This window comes from Algibacter sp. L4_22 (assembly GCF_023473045.1).
Taxonomy (GTDB): Bacteria; Bacteroidota; Bacteroidia; order Flavobacteriales; family Flavobacteriaceae; genus Algibacter.
Map to the genome: position 1 here is coordinate 431,273 of NZ_JAMCOK010000003.1, position 17,401 is coordinate 448,673.

Consider the following 17,401-nt stretch of genomic DNA (forward strand, 5'->3'; position numbering starts at 1 on the left):
AATTATTTTAATCTAAAACATAATTTAATCCAAACTTTATAGTTTTTATAAGTCATCAATGCATAGTTTGTTTTTAAAAAACTTAAACAACTATAAAAATTAACGTCTTTATTTATGGATCGTAATAATCGCAGTTGTAATTGTATTATTGTAAATAACCACGCTTTTTTATTCTTTTTTGAAAGATTTAGTTTTTCACTACAAACATTAACCACCCTTTTTAAATCAAAAATCTCTTTACTACTTTTTATTGAATAAGGCGCTATGTGCAGTTTTGTGAATAGTTTTGCACAGTAATTTACATCTAAATCAAAGCTTGAGAAAAACTTTGTATAACTAACTTCTATATTTTTAACAAAAAGCTGATTACGCTCACTATCAACCTGAATACTTTGGGTTAATGACCCATTATGTACTCTATAATGATATAAGACTTTATCTAAATGATAAAATTTATATTTTTTTAGAGACTGTAACCAAAAATCATAATCTTCAACTAAAAATAAAGATTCGTCATACTTTTCTGAATTTTTATAAACTTGATGGTTATACAAAAAACAAGCTCCGATACAGTTTAATTGCAACAAATTATAAAAATCCAATAATTTAACAACAGTATCCTTATTTCCGCTTATCATGTTATAATTAGCATAGACAATATCTGTTTTCTCTTTCAGTATTACGTTTACCATTGTTTCAATTGCTGATAAATCATAATAGTTATCATCACTTGTCCAAGTGATATATGTACCCTTAGCCTGATCGTGTCCAATATTTAAGCTAGCAGGTAATTTTTTGTTTATGACGTTATTTATTACTCTTACTCTATTATCTATAGCTAAATACTGGTTTGCTATTTTTAAAGTAGTATCCGTTGAACAGTCATTAACTATAATAAGCTCAATATTGCTATAGGTTTGATTTAAACAACTCTCTATAGATTGACCAAAGTATTTTTCGCCATTATAAACCGGAAGGATTATAGATACGAGAGGAGCTTTTTCCATATTCTTTTTGGCAGTTTAATGACTCTTTTCACTTTGTGTTTAAAATCCTTATTATAATAATATTTAATATACCAGATTTTATAATCTATATTCTTCTTCTGATAACTTACACTTTTATAATAACCTACTTCTCGTTCTGCTATAATTTTTTTATCAAAATTTTTAATAATTAAATCTCTAGTGTCATTATTAGAAAGATTACTATTTGCTAATTCAAGAATTGCCTGAGCAATTATCTTAGGATCTTCATATTTATCTACCAAAATATTCATAACCTTATCGTTTAGCAAATACGCGTTCATTGGCGCTATGTTTGACGTTACAATTTTTGTTTTACAGCTAGCAGCTTCTGCAAAAACTAACCCAAAACCTTCCCATCTACTTGGTACACACAATACTTTGGCTATATTATACCATTTTACAAGCGCTTCATTTTCAACTTTTTCTATAACATGTAATCTATCTTCAACCTTATGTTCTTTTGCTATTGTTATATAAGACTGTACATCTCCTTTTCCTATTAAAACCAATACGTAATCATCCTCTAAAAACACCAATGACTTAACAACGGTTTCTATATTTTTTTCGAAAGATTTTCTTCCAATATGAAGTATTACTTTCTTATTCTTAAATTGTTCTGCTAACGGGTTGCTTGATTCTTCTAGTTTATTAAATTTAGCAGTATCAACTCTATTACCTAAAACTTTAGCATTCTTAATATTTAATTCTTTAACCAAAACCTTATTAATAACAGTACTCATAGTAAAAACCTCATCAGAAAATTTTAAACTTTCATGAAGTAATTTTACATTAGTATCGTGTACACTAGACACAACCGGTATATTAGCAACACGATTATAGTTAGCGTAAGTTGTTGCCCAATATCCTCCATAAGCTCTTACACATAAAGGATTAATGCTTTTTAAATGCCTTTTATATTCCTCTGGGTTTTTACAAGGGATTATCTTTAAACCATAAACGTCTCTTGCTTCTTTTTCTAAAGGTGATAGCACATATACTTCATCAAAAAAAGAATTAGGGTTGTAATACTCCTCTAACCAAGAAGAGGTCCCTTTTTCTTCGTAGGCCTGTATTGGATCTGATGGTATTACAACTAACTTATGCTTCATTTAAAGTCCATTTAGAATTAAAAACAACATCACCTTGCTTTTTATTTAATGATAAACCATTATTAAAATAATTATTATCTATAACATCAAAAAATAGAGCATCATATATTACCTCCATATTTTGTCTAGGTAGGTTTGTTCCAATAGCAATCAATGCCTTGTAACTTCCTTTAGTAATATTTAATGAATCAATTACACAGGTTAAACTATCATTAGGATTAAAAGGTTTACTAAAACTATTATCCAAATGTGTTCCAATTGAAAAAACTCGTCTTTGATCTTCATTCTCTACACCTATAAAGCAATAGTTGATTTTTTCTTTATAGTTTCCTTTAAATGTAATTTTGATTTTAAATTCTTTTCCTATTTCAATGGGATTATTAAGTAGTTCTACTTTTTGTATAAATTTGGATTTAAGCACATTATCATCTGTGGTTCTCATCGACTCTTTTAAGTATTCTTGTATCACTTCATCCGTTTCTCCTATCATAGAAACAGTTCCGTTTTTTAACATTATAGTGTTAGAACAAAGATTACGAATAGCAGTCATATCATGACTTACAAAAATGACTGTTCTACCATCTGAGGTGCTAATATCCTTCATTTTACCAATTGCTTTCCTTTGAAACTCGGCATCTCCAACAGCTAAAACCTCATCAATAACCAATATTTCAGGCTCCAAAAATGCTGCTACTGCAAAGGCTAATCGTACGGTCATACCAGAACTATAGCGTTTTACAGGGGTATCTATATAACGTTGACAACCAGAAAACTCGATAATTTCGTCGATTTTAGACGTAATCTCCTTTTTGGTCATTCCTAAAATAGCACCATTAAGATAGATGTTTTCTCGTCCAGTCATTTCACTATGAAACCCTGTACCAACCTCTAATAAAGAGGCGATTCGTCCTCTTGTTTTAATTTCTCCAGTGGTAGGTCCTGTTACTTTAGATAGTATTTTTAAAAGGGTAGATTTACCCGCTCCATTTTTTCCAATAATACCTAAAACCTCTCCTCTTTTAACTTCAAAATTAATATCCTTAAGTGCCCAAACATACTCACTAGAACCTTTTGTACTGCGATCGTTGGATTCTCCTACTTTTAAATATGGATCTTCTTTCCCTCTAACCCGGCTCCACCAACGATTTAAATCGTGACTTAGAGTACCGGTTCCAACAAGTCCTAAGCGGTATTGTTTAGAAATATTTTCTGCTTTTAAGATAATATCCACTTTACCTACCATGATGTGTTTTTTAAAAAATCTATAATTTTTTGAGAAGCATCACCATCACCATAAGGGTTAATAACGGTATTTATCTGCTTAGTTTTAGATAAAATTTGTTGTGCTTTACTTACAATAAGGTCTTGATCGGTGCCTACTAAAAACGAACAACCTGCATCCACCCCTTCTTGTCTTTCCGTAACCGACCTAGTCACTAAAACAGGGACTCCAAAAGTTGGCGCCTCTTCTTGAACACCTCCTGAATCTGAAATAATTAAGTGTGCTTTTTTCATTAACCATATAAATGTTGGATAGTCTAATGGTGCTACTAAATGCACATTTGATACATTAGACAGTCTTTTATAAACCACTTCTTGCACGTTAGGATTAAGGTGTACTGGAAAAACAATCTCGACACCATTATCCTTAGATATTTCAACTAAGGCATTGCATATAGATTCAAAACCTTCTCCAAAATTTTCTCTTCTATGTCCCGTTACTAAAACTATTTTTTTATCAAAATTGACAGCTTCTTTTAAACTTTCAATTACCGGTGTATTAAACCCTTGATCTAAGATCTCTCCAGTCATTTTTAAAGCATCAATAACAGTATTACCCGTAACTAGTATTGTATTTGAAGCCACTCCTTCTTTTAAAAGGTTTTGACTAGCACTTCTCCCAGGGGCAAAATGAAAATCGGCTAACCTACCGGTTAATTGCCTATTCATTTCTTCAGGAAAAGGAGACCATTTATTATACGTTCTTAATCCTGCTTCTACATGTGCTACCTTAATTTTTCGATTAAAAGCAGCTAATGCAATAACACTAGATGTTGTAGTGTCGCCATGTACTAAAACAAGATCAATTTTATGTTCTATAAAAATTTTATCAATCTCTTCTAGAATTCTTGAACTTAATTTATTTAATGTCTGATTAGGCGTCATTAAGTTTAAATCAAAATCTGGTTTCATTTTAAAGAACTCCAATACTTGATCCAATAAATCTCGATGTTGTGCTGTCACGCAAAGTTTTGTATTGTAGCCTGATTTTAAAAACTTAAAATATACTGGAGCCATTTTTATAGCTTCAGGTCTTGTTCCTATACAAATTAAAACATTTTTATTGTCGTTCATATTTTCAAAATAGCTTATCTAAACCGTATCAATAAACGTTTTTTCCGTTTTATTAAAAATTATTAATCCTAATAAAAATACGATTACACTTATACTTCCAGCATATATAAAATTAGTTATTGAAAATGCGCCAACACCTAAAGTCATATATCTAAACAACTCTATAATAGTAGTCATAGGATTATATTCTACTAACCAAGCATACTCTGGTACTTTTTCTTTAAAATAAGATAATGGATACATCACTGCCGAGCCATACATTAATAACTGTACTCCAAAACTAACTAAGAAAGTTAAGTCACGATATTTGGTAGTCAATGATGATAAAATCATTCCAAAACCTAAACCAAACAAGCCCATAAATACTATTAGTAAAGGAAGAAACACTATTGCTAATTGTGGTGACACGGTTACAACTTGATCCGTAAAAAACACATAATAGATATAAAACACTACTAATACCAATAACTGAATACTAAACTTTAATAAATTTGAAAACACCACAGATAATGGGGTAATCACTCTAGGAAAGTAGACTTTACCAAAAATGCCTTGATTGGCTTTAAACGTATTACTAGTACCTGTTAAACACGCACTAAAATAGTTCCAAGACGTTATTCCTGCCAAATTAAACAAAAAGGGAGGCACTCCTTCTCCTGTTGGAATAGCTGCTAAATTGTTAAATATTAGGGTAAAAATTACAGACGTAAACAAGGGCTGAATAAAAAACCACAAAGGCCCTAATATGGTTTGTTTATAAACCGTTATAATATCACGCTTGACAAATAAAAACAACAAATCACGATAGCTCCAAATTTCTTTAAGATTTAGATCTATTATTTTCTTCTTAGGTGAAATTGTATAAAGCCAGTCGTTATTTTCCACTTTCTAATTAAATTATGTTATTAAGAGCTTAAATTAGAAATATTCACTAATTAAATATTAGTCTACTTTTTAAATTTAGAGATAAGATTGTTGAAAAAACTTTTTTTCTCAACTTTATCATGATAACCATTCGCATAATCTCCATAACCATAACCGTAGCCGTAACCATATTTCCCTTTTAAATTATAAAAATTATAGATAAAGCTAATATTTTTTACAACTCCATTTTTATGTTTCTCATTTATTAAGGTCAACATATCTTTTTGCGTATAATCTTGACGAACTACGTAAAGCGAAGCATCTGCATACTCTAAAAGTTCTAAGGCATCGGCTACTAAACCTACAGGAGGTGTATCTAAAATGATATAATCATATTTTGTTTTTAATTCTGCTATGAGATTATCCATAGTTGCACTAATTAATAACTCGGAAGGGTTTGGAGGTATTGGTCCAGACGTTATAATATCTAAGTTTTCAACTTTTGTATGCTGTACAATTTCGCTTAATGATTTTTGACCTATTAAATGATTAACAACTCCTATTTCATTTTTCAATTCAAAATCATCAAAAATTTTAGGCTTTCTTAAATCTAAACCAACTAAAACTGTCCGTTTACCGCTTAAAGCAAAAACTGATGCTATATTAATAGCCGTAAAGGTTTTTCCTTCTCCACTAATAGACGATGTAACTAATACCGTTTTACTACCTTCTAAATCATGTTTTTTGTACATAAATTGCAAACTAGAACGTATAGCCCTAAATGCTTCTGCCATGGCCGACTGAGACTTATTAAAAACAGCTAAGTTATTAGGTGTATCATTTTGCCCAATAACCCCTAACAAAGGTATGCTACTTAATTTTTCTAAATCTCCTGGAGCATGAAGTTTATTATCAAAAAATGTTACAATAAATGCCACTAAAAAAACAGGAATCAACACTGTGAAAAATGCAAAAACATATCTTATATTAAGGTTAACTGCATTTCTACCTTGGCCAGTGTCTTTTGCTGGTTCTATTAAAACAATATCCGATACGTTGGATGCTTTAATTAAATCGGCCTCTCCACGTTTGGCTAAATATAAATCATAAGTACTCTGACTTAACAAATACTCACGTTCTATAGCTCTTAATCTTTGTTGACTTTCTGGAATTGTAGAAAACTCACGTTCAGAATTATAAATCTTAGAATTTAGAGCCTTTAACTGCGATTGGATATTAAATTTTTCCGAAGCAATATTTTCTAGAACAACCAATTTTAAGGCTCCTATTTGTCGATTTAAATCATCAAAAACCGAAACATTATTTCTTACAGAATAAGCTAATTTTGACTTCTCGGCCGATAACAAAACAATCTTAGATACATTTACTCCAATATTCCCTTCCGAAATACCAGTAGTTGATGGTACTTGTAAATCACTATAATCATTATTAGTATTTAGATAGTTTTTTAATAAATCTAAAGCCAAAAGCTGTTCGTTAAAAAGTTCTTTCTCATCTTTATATTCTTCAATTTTAGCTGTAAGCAAAGCACTTTCACTTTCTATATCGAATATTTTATTGGTTCGCATAAAATCGTTAAGAGAATCAGCTTTTTTGGTTAATTCCCCTTTAACTCTAGACAACTGTTTATCAATAAATTCAATAGTATTTATAGCATACTGATTTTTACGTTGCAATTGATCTCTATCTAAAATAAAAATAGAAGTATTTATATAATCAACAATTTTAGGTTTATTCTTATTAGTTAATCTTACTGTTAATAATGGTGAATTAGATTCGTTCCTAACAATATATGATTGAATAAAACTAGAAACAGTACTATCAAAATTATTAAACCTAATAAAATATTCCGATTGTGAAACAATTTTAGATTGCTCTCTTTTAATTATGCGTCCTTTTAAAAAAGGCAAATCAATGTAATCACCAAAATTGTATGTTTCAGAAAGAATTCCTTCCGATAGGTTAACCGTCTTAACGTCTTTGCTTTGAAAATTTTGTAATACAACCTCTTCTAGTTCACCAAAATCATATGAAATCTGAAATGAGTTTTCATTTAAAAAAGTGATTTTTATGGCATGTCCAATAATCTGATAACTTTCAATCTTGCCCTCAAATTCAAACGGAGCTTGTTTATAAATATCAGTTTTATAAAAACGGCCTTGTTTTAAATATGTTATATATAGCTTTAAACTATCCACAACTTTTTCATGATGCTTTCTGGACGTTAAGTTTAATAAAACCTCCTGTACCTTTCCAGATATACCACCATAATTAAACACCAAACTAGTAGTAGCGGTAAATAAGGGGTTTTTATCATCTTGCACCGTTATCGATGCTCCAAGCGTATAAGGAAACTCACGTCTTATATTTTGATAATAAACAACATAAAACACAATGCATAAGCCCAGTAAAAACCATTTCCAATAACTTAAAGCTCTGAAAACAAATTCTTTAAAATCAAAGTTCTGTCCGTTTTGAAAATCAAATCCATCTTCCATAATTTACAGATTCTTTACTAAAAAATAAGTGGTAACAAGAACCGAAAACAAACTTGCTATTGTTGTAAAAGTTTGTGATGCTGTCTCGCCAGCACCTAAAGCCTTACGTTTTAATGGTTTTACCATGATAATATCATTTGGTTGTATATAATAAAACTCGGACTTCATTGCTGTAATATCGGTTAAATCTATATGATGTATTTTTTGACCATCAGGATATTGCCTTACAATTAAAACATCTGTTCTATCTCCAGTCTGAAGAATATCACCTGCATTGGCAACCGCTTCAATGATATTAACGCGCTCTTGATATATAACTTGTACACCACTACTTGAAATTTCACCTACGGTAGTATATTTAAGCCCAGCGAGTTTTACCGTTACAAATATTTGAGCCGTTTCTTTAAAATACTGCTGTAAAAGTTCGCGCTTTACTTTGTCTTCAATTTCCTCTACAGTAAAACCTAGAACATTTATTTCTCCTAAAATGGGAAACTCAATATTACCATGTAAATCCACTGTAAAGCCTGTGAAATAAAGTGCTTGCTGCGTATTACCAATAGCACTTGTTGTTGGGTTAAAAATTTCAACCAACTCTTTATCCAAGGCCTTAACATCAATACTTAAAACATCATCTATTTGAACACGATAAGGCTTAGCCAAAGCTTGTATTTGTAGCGAATCGCTTAACACTGTTCCCTTGTCTTGTAAATACACAACATCTTTATTTGTGATACAGGAAGTACAAACTACCGTAACCACAACAAGAACTAAAAGGGCAAATTGTTTTAACATATAGGTTAATAGATTAACCACAAATATAAGTTTTCGCCGTGAAGAATAAAACTTATACCCTTTTTTTTGGTTTTTTAGACGTTCTTTGCAAGAAAACAAATAGCCTTGAATTATTTAACAGTAGAAAATATATCGAAATCTTACGGAGAACTTACACTCTTTGAAGATGTTTCATTCAGTGTACACAAAGACCAAAAAATAGCTTTCGTAGCTAAAAATGGTACAGGAAAAACATCTATCTTAAATATTCTTTCCGGAGAAGATGAAGCAGGTTCTGGCAGCGTAACTTTCCGAAAAGGAATAGCTGTTTCATTTTTATCTCAGGACCCGAAGTTTGATGGAAACTTAACGATTGAAGAAACTATTTTCGCTAGTGAAAACCCCATTTTAAAAGTAATTTCAAATTACGAAAAATCGCTTTTAAACCCTGATGACATAGACGCTTACCAAGCTGCCTTCGATGCTATGGAACGTCATCAAGCTTGGGATTTTGAAACGCTTTATAAGCAAATACTTTTCAAACTTAAACTTGAAGATTTATCACAAAAAGTAAGCGTACTTTCTGGCGGACAAATAAAACGTTTAGCTCTAGCAAATGCACTTATAAATAAACCCGATTTACTAATTCTAGATGAGCCAACCAACCATTTAGATTTAGAAATGATTGAATGGTTAGAATCCTTTTTTTCTAAAGAAAACATCACCCTTTTTATGGTGACTCACGACCGCTATTTTTTAGAGCGTGTCTGTAATGAAATTATAGAGTTAGACGAAGGGCAAATCCACAACTACAAAGGAAATTACTCTTATTACCTAGAAAAAAGAGAAGCGCGCATAGAAAATGAAGCTATAGAAACAGGCAAAGCGAAGCAACTTTTTAAGAAAGAGCTTACTTGGATGCGCCGTCAACCAAAGGCACGTACAACAAAATCGAAATCTAGAATTAACGATTTTGCAGATATTAAACATCGCGCACACCAACGTAGAAACGATCACGAAGTTCAATTAGAACTTAATATGGAACGTTTAGGTAGTAAAATCTTAGAATTTCATAAAGTTTCAAAAAGCTTTAAAGACAAAACTATTCTTGATAATTTCAACTACATGTTTCAAAAAGGTGAACGTGTTGGCATAATTGGAAAAAATGGCACAGGAAAAACTACTTTTTTAAATATTTTAACCCAAATAGCAGAACCAGATTCGGGTAAAGTTACTAAAGGTGAAACGGTAAAATTTGGCTATTACACCCAAAACGGGATCACTATAAAACCAGAACAAAAAGTTATAGATGTAATTCGGGAATTTGGTGATTATATTCCGTTAAAAAAAGGGAAGCAAATTTCTGCTCAGCAACTTTTAGAACGCTTTTTATTCAGTAGAAAAAAACAATACGATTTTGTTGAAAAACTTAGTGGTGGCGAACGTAAACGTCTTTATTTATGTACCGTTTTAATACAGAATCCTAACTTTTTAATTCTCGATGAGCCTACTAACGATTTAGATATTGTAACTTTAAATGTCCTTGAAAGTTTTCTATTAGATTTCCCTGGCTGTGTTATTGTGGTAACGCATGATAGGTATTTTATGGATAAAGTAATCGATCACTTATTTGTTTTTAAAGGTGAAGGTGAAATTGAAGATTTCCCAGGAAACTATACCGATTATCGTATTTATGAAGATAGCCAAGATGTTGTTTCAATAGGTGACACAGAAGATAAAAAAGAAAAAAATGCTTGGAAAAAGAAAGAACCGAACAAATTATCATACAACGAAGAAAAGGAGCTAAAAAATATTGAAAGCAAATTAAAATCTTTAACTTTTGATAAAAAGGAATTAGAAGACAAATTTCATAATCCAGATTTAACACCAGATGAAATTAATACGCTTTCCGAAAAGCTTCAAGCTATTATTGAAACTATGGACGAAAAAGAAGAGCGTTGGCTTGAGCTTTCAGCAAAACTTGAGGATTAAAACTTATATAAAACCTACATGCATAAATATTATTAACTTATGCATGTAGATTAACACATTACTTAAATAATATTAATGTTCCCCAAATGCTTTTACCCCAGCGTTAACTCGTGTTTTTAAATAATTAATACGAGGTGTAATTGGGCAAGAATACTTGTCGTTATAAGCGCAATAAGGATTATAGGCTTTATTAAAATCAATTATCAATCTATCAGAATCTGGGATTTTCAAATCAATATAGCGTCCACCACCATAACTTTCTAATCCATTAGTTTCATCTAAAAAGGGTAAAAACAAATAATCTTCAAAACCCTCTTCCTGCATTAATTCTTGACCTTGATACACATTCAAATTAAATTCTTGTCCTTTCAATTCAAAACTTAAAACACCAAAAACCCGTTCTTTAGACACTCTATCTGTTGTTGTTTTCATATTAAACCATTCTGCATTTTTCACACGTTTTAATCGTGCTTCAACCACAAAAGTAGAATCGAATTTAAAAAACTCAAGGCTTTCAAATTCCTTTCTATCTTTATCTTTTAAAGGAGAAGTAGATACGTCTTTATACTCCGCATTTATCGTTTTTTGAAACTCAGTTTCACCTTGAATAGGGCGTTTATTTTGTCCGCAACTAAAAACAGAGATCAATATTACTGCGGTTAAAATTAGATTTTTCATTATTTCTCGGGGTTAAAAGATGGAGTTGTATTTGTTTGATAGGATTGCATTAAACTATTAGAAAACTCGTTAAAAACATTTTGATTTGCAAACGACTTAATTTTTTCCGGATCAAAATTACCTTGTAAATAATAGGCCGTTGTTTCATTTTCAGTACTATTAAAAATAATAGCATCGGTTACTACTGCACCAAGTTCTTTAACAGAAATTATACGTGTATTACTCACATCATTTTTTCTAAAAACATCTGTATAACCGCCATTTGTAATCGCATTCATTTCTGCAATTAAGCTTTCTCTTTTAAATTTATTAAGCGCATCGAATTTTATGAATTTCAAGTCTGAAATATTTCCGATAGTATTGTTAAGTTCCGGAGAAATCTGACTTAAAACAGACTTCATAAAGTTAGGAACCTGAAATGATGTTGTCCCCATATCGGCTTTATGGTTATTATAAAATCCTTGAAAACTACTCCCGCAAGAAAACAACAAAAAGCATAAACTAAAACCTATATATATTTTCTTCATTTCTAAATTATTTCGTTTCAAAAATACAACTTAAGAAAATTTTAAATACATTTGACGAAATAAATTATCAATAATGCAAAACAACGTCACTATTTATAGAAAGTTATATACCTCTTGCTCTAAGCGAAAAGGTTGGACTTGCTATTTGTTGCGGTGATATAAAAATATATTATTTCAGTATTTTAAAAAGTCCGACTTCACAGTCGGGCTTTTTTTGTTTAACTAATTTCCAAATTTCAATATAACCACATATTACTAGAAGTTTTCTTTGAAGAGAAAACTAAAAATCACAAAAATGAAAACGCTATTTAACAATTACATCAACACATTTAAAGGTTTATCTCAAGAGGTGTGGTGGCTAGCATTAATAACGCTAATTAACAGAGCCGGCACCATGGTAATCCCCTTTTTATCGCTTTACTTAACCGAAGATCTAGATTTTACATTGAAAGATGTAGGATGGATTATGAGTGCCTTTGGCCTTGGATCTGTAGTGGGCTCTTGGCTTGGCGGACGATTAACCGATAAAATAGGCTACTACAAAGTAATGGTTAGAAGTTTAATTTCGACAGGAGTTCTATTTATTGCGCTTCAGTTTTTAGATACCTTCGAAGGTTTCTGCATTGGTATATTTTTAGTTATGCTAGTAGCAGATATGTTCCGTCCAGCAATGTTTGTAGCTCTTAGTGCATACAGCAAACCGGAAAACAAAACACGTTCAGTAACATTAATTAGACTAGCTATAAACCTAGGTTTTTCAGTTGGGCCAGCTATTGGTGGCATTATAATTACAACACTAAGCTATGGCGGTCTATTTTGGATCGATGGCATAACTTGTATATTAGCAACCATAGTTCTTATTCAAGTATTACACCCTAAAAAAGCAAAAGTTTTAGATGAAGTAAAAATTAAGAATCCTAAATCGGCATATCACGACAAAGCTTTTTTTATATTTTTAATTGCCATGGTACTGTTCGGTATTGTATTTTTACAATATTTCTCGACTATGCCTTTGTACTACAAAGATGTACACCACTTAACTGAATTTGATATTGGTATTCTTTTAGGTATGAATGGATTTGTGATTTTTTTGTTAGAAATGCCACTGATAAAATGGTTAGAGTCTACACGCTTTACAAAATCTAGTTTAATGATTTTTGGAACAATACTTCTTGCTATGAGTATTTTAGTTTTAAACCTAACCTCATGGATTGGCGTTTTAATAATAGGTATGCTATTTATGAGTTTAGGCGAGATGATTACCTTTCCATTCTCAAATGCCTTTGCTTTAGATCGCGCAAAAAAAGGTAATCAAGGTGAATATATGGCATTGTATTCTATAGCTTTTTCTATAGCACATATTTTTGCACATAATGCTGGCATGCATATGGTTGACGATTTAGGATTCGATAACACTTGGTATATTTTTACGATGTTAGCTGGCTTTTGTGTACTTTTATTGTTCTCTTTAAGTCAATATTTAAATACTCAAAAAAAGAAGAAAATTCGATGAATTTAAACCAAATAACCATACCATCAATTAACGTTGAAAAAGCTGTAGAATTTTATAAAATTTTGGGATTAAAACTTATTGTAGATTCAATCCCGAGATATGTTCGTTTTGAATGCCCAGATGGAGATGCAACCTTTTCAATACATAACGCAGAAGAATTACCAAAAGGAAACGGTATTACCATTTATTTTGAAGATGAAGATTTAGATAATTGGGTCGCAAAACTTCAGCAAAAAGGTGTCATTTTTTCTGAATTACCAAACGATAAACCTTGGCTTTGGCGGGAAGCTCATTTAAAAGATCCCGACGGGAATAATCTTATTTTATTTGATGCCGGAAAAAACAGAAAAAACCCAGCTTGGCGGATAAATTAAGTCAATTAAATTGGCTTAATTTCCTTCTGCTTAATAACGCGAGAAAGTACAATATTCGTTTTAGATTCTCCATAACTTATAAGCTGATCGATGAACGTTTCTAAATGTTTATGATTTTTTAAAACCACTTCCATTACAATATTTTCATCGCCCGTAATACGGTAACAATTTACTACTTCATCATAGGTTTTAACCTTATCTAAAAAGGGTTTTAGTTTCCCCATAAAAGCACGAAGTGTAATGATAGCTTTTAGTTGGTATCCAATTTCGAAAGGAGAAACAATAGCTTTATAAGCTTCAATAACCCCCAAGTCTTCCATTTTTTTTATACGCTCGGAAACCGCAGGAGAAGTTACACCAACCTGCCTGCCTATTTCGGCATTAGACATACGTGCATTTTGCTGTAAACACTTTAAAATCTTAGTATTAAGCGCATCTAGTTTCATTTAAAAGAATTTTAACTATAAAAAATTAATATCTAAAGCAAATATACGTTTTTACTTTAAAATCTAAAGTGAAATGTAATTTCTTGTCGCTAAATTTGATAAAATTGCTAGAGATAAAAATAATGAACCCGAATACCCCATCAAATCTATCGGAATTACCGGTTTATAAAAAAGCCATTGAGATTTTATCCTTATCTCAAAACATTTCCATGTATTTAAATCATGATTTATCTGGTTTAAGAGCTGATGGTACGGAAGATGCAGATATTTATTTTTCTGGTGATATTGTTCAGCAATCGGTATCACTTGTTCCTGAAATTGTAAATGTTGAGTTAGAACGCTATTCCGAAAGAAAGTATAAGCATATTGCATCTTTAAGACGATTAACAAATATGCTTTATAAAAACTCGTACCGTTTGGAAAAATCTAACAGTAATGGGAAAGATTTTCTACCCATTCTACGTAGCGAATTAAAGAAATTTAAAAAACTTCAACGCAGTTGGTTACTTACTTTGTAATTATTTGCTTTTTATATTTTTAGTTCACATAGACATCATTATATTTACGCCCGATTTAAAACCTTAAATGCGCACGTGGCGGAATTGGTAGACGCGCTGGCTTGAGGGGCCAGTATCCGTTTTAGGATGTGGAAGTTCGAATCTTCTCGTGCGCACTTTATATTTTCTACCTAAATTTTCAATTCACCACATTAATTGGATTTCCTTGCAAAAAGGCCTTAATATTTTCAACAGTAGTTTGCATTAATCTCGCCCTTGCTTCTTTTGAAGCCCAAGCGATATGAGGTGTAATTATAATGTTTTCAGCTTTTAATAATGGATTATCGGCTTTAATGGGTTCACTAGAAACAACATCTACAGCTGCTCCTGCTAATTTCCCGGAGTTGAGCGCATTTTTCAAATCTTCTTCAACTATTAATCCGCCTCTAGATGTATTTATCAAGAAGGCACTAGATTTCATTTTAGAAATAGACTTCGTATTTATTAATCCTTCGGTACTTTCTGTTAACGGACAATGTAAACTCACAAAATCAGATTTTTCAAGAAGTTCATCTAATTCTACATATTTTAAAGTTTCGGATTCTAATCTTAAATCTTTACTTCGGTTATAAGCCAATATATTTAATCCAAAAGCTTGAGCTATTCTAGCCATAGACTGCCCTATTTTTCCTAAACCAACAATACCAAGGTTTTTTCCAGAAAGCTCTATAAGTGGGGTATTCCAAAAACAAAAATCTTTAGAATTTGTCCAATCGCCATTTTTAACAGCTGTATTATGATTACCAACATGGTGACACAATTCCAACATTAATGCCATTGTAAATTGCCCTACAGCCTGTGTACCGTAAATAGGAACATTACTCACAACCATTCCTAAATTTTTAGCAGTTACAACATCAACTACATTGTAGCCCGTAGCTAAAACACCTATATATTTAAGATTTGATGCTTTTACAAGAACTTCTTTTGGTAATGGTGTCTTGTTTGTTAAAACCATTTCGGCATCACCTATATTTTTAATTATGGTTTCATTATCAAAATCCGTTCTTTCATATACTTTTACTGCTCCGAATGCTTCAACAGCTTTCCAACTTAAATCTCCAGGGTTTAATGTATATCCGTCTAAAACTACTATTTTCATTTCCTTATGTTTTATTATGGTTCTTTAACCTCTATTAAAGTAAGTTCTATAAATATAATATTTTTTAGCTTTGTTAAACCTCTTCTTCATAATTGAAAACACATAGTTTTCAATATTTACCAAAAAAAAAGAGCAATGCTTTCACATTACTCTTTTTTAAAATATATTTTAATAAAGGCTTAACCTAAAACTTCTTGTACTTTATCTGCAGCTTCTTGGAATTCTGTTGCACTCATAACATCTAAACCAGAATTATCGATTAATTCTTTAGCGATATCAGCATTGGTACCTTGTAAACGTACAATAATTGGTACATTAATAGTTCCCATGTTTTTGTAAGCATCTATAACACCTTGAGCTACTCTATCACAACGAACAATACCTCCAAAAATATTAATCAAAATTGCTTTTACAGCAGGATCTTTCAAAATAATTTTAAAAGCCGCTTCTACACGAGCTGCATCTGCAGTACCACCAACATCTAAAAAGTTAGCAGGTTCTCCACCAGCTTGCTTAATTAAATCCATAGTTGCCATTGCTAAACCAGCACCATTAACCATACAACCAACGTTTCCTTCAAGGTCAACATAGTTTAAACCTAATTCGCCTGCTTCTACTTCAATAGCACTTTCTTCACGTGTATCACGTAAAGCTAAGTAATCTTTATGTCTGTAAAGTGCATTATCATCGATAGTCACTTTAGCATCAACTGCCATAATTAAATTATCGCTTGTTTTTAAAACAGGGTTAATTTCGAATAAAGACGAGTCAGATTTTACGTAAGCCGTATATAAAGCAGTTACAAATTTTGTCATTTCTTTAAATGCCAAACCAGATAATCCTAAATTGAAAGCGATACGACGTGCTTGAAAAGGTAATAATCCAGCACTTGGATCTACTTCTTCATGAAAAATTAAATGAGGAGTTTCTTCAGCAACCGTTTCAATATCCATTCCACCTTCAGTAGAATACATAATCATGTTACGTCCTGTTCCTCTATTTAATAAAACCGACATATAAAACTCGTTAGTTTCAGATTCCCCAGGATAGTAAACATCTTCGGCAATTAAAACTTGGTGAACTCTTTTACCAGCAGCAGAAGTTTGAGGTGTTACTAAGTCCATCCCAATTATTTGTCCTGCAATTTCTTCAACTTCTTTAAGGCTTTTGGCAATTTTTACTCCGCCACCTTTTCCACGACCACCTGCATGAACCTGTGCTTTAATCACGTGCCAGCTAGTTCCTGTTTCCGAAGTTAATTGTTTTGCGGCAGCAACTGCCTCCTGTGCATTTTGAGCAACAATACCACGTTGGATACGTACCCCAAAGCTGCTTAATATTTCTTTACCTTGATATTCGTGTAAATTCATAATCTGCTTGATAGTTTTAAGTGCAACAAATGTAAATAATCGTCGGTAATTACACTAATTATTTTATGCGGAAATTAGCAATTACCGCTTTTTCGGTGTTAAATAATTAACAAAATGTTTAATTTGTACAATTTTTACTTTATTTATTTTTTATTGAAGCAAAAAAAATATCTTTGACAAAAATTAAAAAACC

The 17,401-nt window shown here is 31.5% G+C and carries 16 protein-coding genes and 1 tRNA gene; 5 read left to right on the forward strand and 12 right to left on the reverse strand.

The genetic code is table 11. The annotated features are described in order from the left end of the window. Positions 1-2 precede the first annotated feature (2 nt). The 7 genes from M4I23_RS10010 to M4I23_RS10040 form a co-directional block, all read right to left on the reverse strand. Entirely contained in the window at positions 3-1,007 is a 1,005-nt protein-coding gene (locus tag M4I23_RS10010) for a glycosyltransferase (RefSeq protein ID WP_249754298.1), read from the reverse strand. After that, positions 980-2,137: a glycosyltransferase family 4 protein gene (locus M4I23_RS10015; protein WP_249754299.1), complete on the reverse strand. Its 1,158-nt coding sequence runs from the start codon at positions 2,135-2,137 to the stop codon at positions 980-982. The genes M4I23_RS10010 and M4I23_RS10015 overlap by 28 nt, the downstream gene beginning before the upstream one ends. After that, entirely contained in the window at positions 2,127-3,380 is a 1,254-nt protein-coding gene (locus M4I23_RS10020; protein ID WP_249754300.1) for a polysaccharide ABC transporter ATP-binding protein, read from the reverse strand. The genes M4I23_RS10015 and M4I23_RS10020 overlap by 11 nt, the downstream gene beginning before the upstream one ends. Beyond that, on the reverse strand, positions 3,374-4,492 hold the full coding sequence (gene wecB / locus M4I23_RS10025) for a non-hydrolyzing UDP-N-acetylglucosamine 2-epimerase (protein WP_249754301.1): 1,119 nt from the start codon (positions 4,490-4,492) through the stop codon (positions 3,374-3,376). The genes M4I23_RS10020 and wecB overlap by 7 nt, the downstream gene beginning before the upstream one ends. 18 nt (positions 4,493-4,510) lie before the next feature. After that, positions 4,511-5,377 carry an ABC transporter permease gene (locus M4I23_RS10030; RefSeq protein ID WP_249754302.1) on the reverse strand — a complete coding sequence of 289 codons (867 nt, stop codon included), beginning with the start codon at positions 5,375-5,377 and terminating at the stop codon, positions 4,511-4,513. A gap of 62 nt (positions 5,378-5,439) precedes the next feature. After that, positions 5,440-7,875, reverse strand: a complete 2,436-nt coding sequence (locus M4I23_RS10035) for a polysaccharide biosynthesis tyrosine autokinase (RefSeq protein ID WP_249754303.1) — start codon at positions 7,873-7,875, stop codon at positions 5,440-5,442. Between the two features lie 3 nt (positions 7,876-7,878). After that, positions 7,879-8,670, reverse strand: coding sequence for a polysaccharide biosynthesis/export family protein (locus M4I23_RS10040; RefSeq protein ID WP_249754304.1), 792 nt, complete (start codon positions 8,668-8,670; stop codon positions 7,879-7,881). A 105-nt stretch (positions 8,671-8,775) separates the two neighbouring features. On the opposite strand from M4I23_RS10040, the gene M4I23_RS10045 reads away from it, so the two are divergent. After that, complete coding sequence (locus M4I23_RS10045; RefSeq protein ID WP_249754305.1) at positions 8,776-10,641, forward strand: ABC-F family ATP-binding cassette domain-containing protein; 1,866 nt, start codon at positions 8,776-8,778, stop codon at positions 10,639-10,641. 72 nt (positions 10,642-10,713) lie between these two features. Here M4I23_RS10045 and M4I23_RS10050 read toward each other — a convergent pair whose 3' ends face one another. Next, entirely contained in the window at positions 10,714-11,319 is a 606-nt protein-coding gene (locus M4I23_RS10050) for a DUF1684 domain-containing protein (RefSeq protein ID WP_158844288.1), read from the reverse strand. Then, positions 11,319-11,846: a DUF4252 domain-containing protein gene (locus M4I23_RS10055; RefSeq protein ID WP_158844290.1), complete on the reverse strand. Its 528-nt coding sequence runs from the start codon at positions 11,844-11,846 to the stop codon at positions 11,319-11,321. The genes M4I23_RS10050 and M4I23_RS10055 overlap by 1 nt, the downstream gene beginning before the upstream one ends. A 295-nt stretch (positions 11,847-12,141) precedes the next feature. Between M4I23_RS10055 and M4I23_RS10060 the strand changes: the two genes are divergently transcribed. Together M4I23_RS10060 and M4I23_RS10065 are read left to right on the forward strand one after the other, a co-directional pair. Next, positions 12,142-13,359 (forward strand): MFS transporter, encoded by a 1,218-nt coding sequence (locus tag M4I23_RS10060; protein WP_158844292.1) that lies wholly within the window; start codon positions 12,142-12,144, stop codon positions 13,357-13,359. Beyond that, positions 13,356-13,733, forward strand: a complete 378-nt coding sequence (locus M4I23_RS10065; protein ID WP_249754306.1) for a VOC family protein — start codon at positions 13,356-13,358, stop codon at positions 13,731-13,733. The genes M4I23_RS10060 and M4I23_RS10065 overlap by 4 nt, the downstream gene beginning before the upstream one ends. A gap of 5 nt (positions 13,734-13,738) precedes the next feature. Here M4I23_RS10065 and M4I23_RS10070 read toward each other — a convergent pair whose 3' ends face one another. Continuing rightward, on the reverse strand, positions 13,739-14,179 hold the full coding sequence (locus tag M4I23_RS10070) for an Lrp/AsnC family transcriptional regulator (RefSeq protein ID WP_158844296.1): 441 nt from the start codon (positions 14,177-14,179) through the stop codon (positions 13,739-13,741). 122 nt (positions 14,180-14,301) lie between these two features. Between M4I23_RS10070 and M4I23_RS10075 the strand changes: the two genes are divergently transcribed. Both M4I23_RS10075 and M4I23_RS10080 read left to right on the forward strand, forming a co-directional pair. After that, positions 14,302-14,697 (forward strand): hypothetical protein, encoded by a 396-nt coding sequence (locus tag M4I23_RS10075; protein ID WP_158844298.1) that lies wholly within the window; start codon positions 14,302-14,304, stop codon positions 14,695-14,697. Between the two features lie 69 nt (positions 14,698-14,766). Continuing rightward, positions 14,767-14,852: transfer RNA gene (locus M4I23_RS10080), tRNA-Leu, on the forward strand. A 23-nt stretch (positions 14,853-14,875) separates the two neighbouring features. Here the strand turns inward: M4I23_RS10080 and M4I23_RS10085 are convergent. After that, a complete protein-coding gene (locus tag M4I23_RS10085; RefSeq protein ID WP_249754307.1) occupies positions 14,876-15,838 on the reverse strand; it encodes a D-2-hydroxyacid dehydrogenase in 963 nt (320 codons plus the stop codon). Positions 15,839-16,017: 179 nt separating this feature from the next. Beyond that, the gene (sucC, locus tag M4I23_RS10090; protein WP_158844302.1) at positions 16,018-17,208 is read right to left on the reverse strand and encodes an ADP-forming succinate--CoA ligase subunit beta; all 1,191 of its coding nucleotides are present in this window, start codon (positions 17,206-17,208) and stop codon (positions 16,018-16,020) included. Between the last annotated feature and the right edge of the window lie 193 nt (positions 17,209-17,401).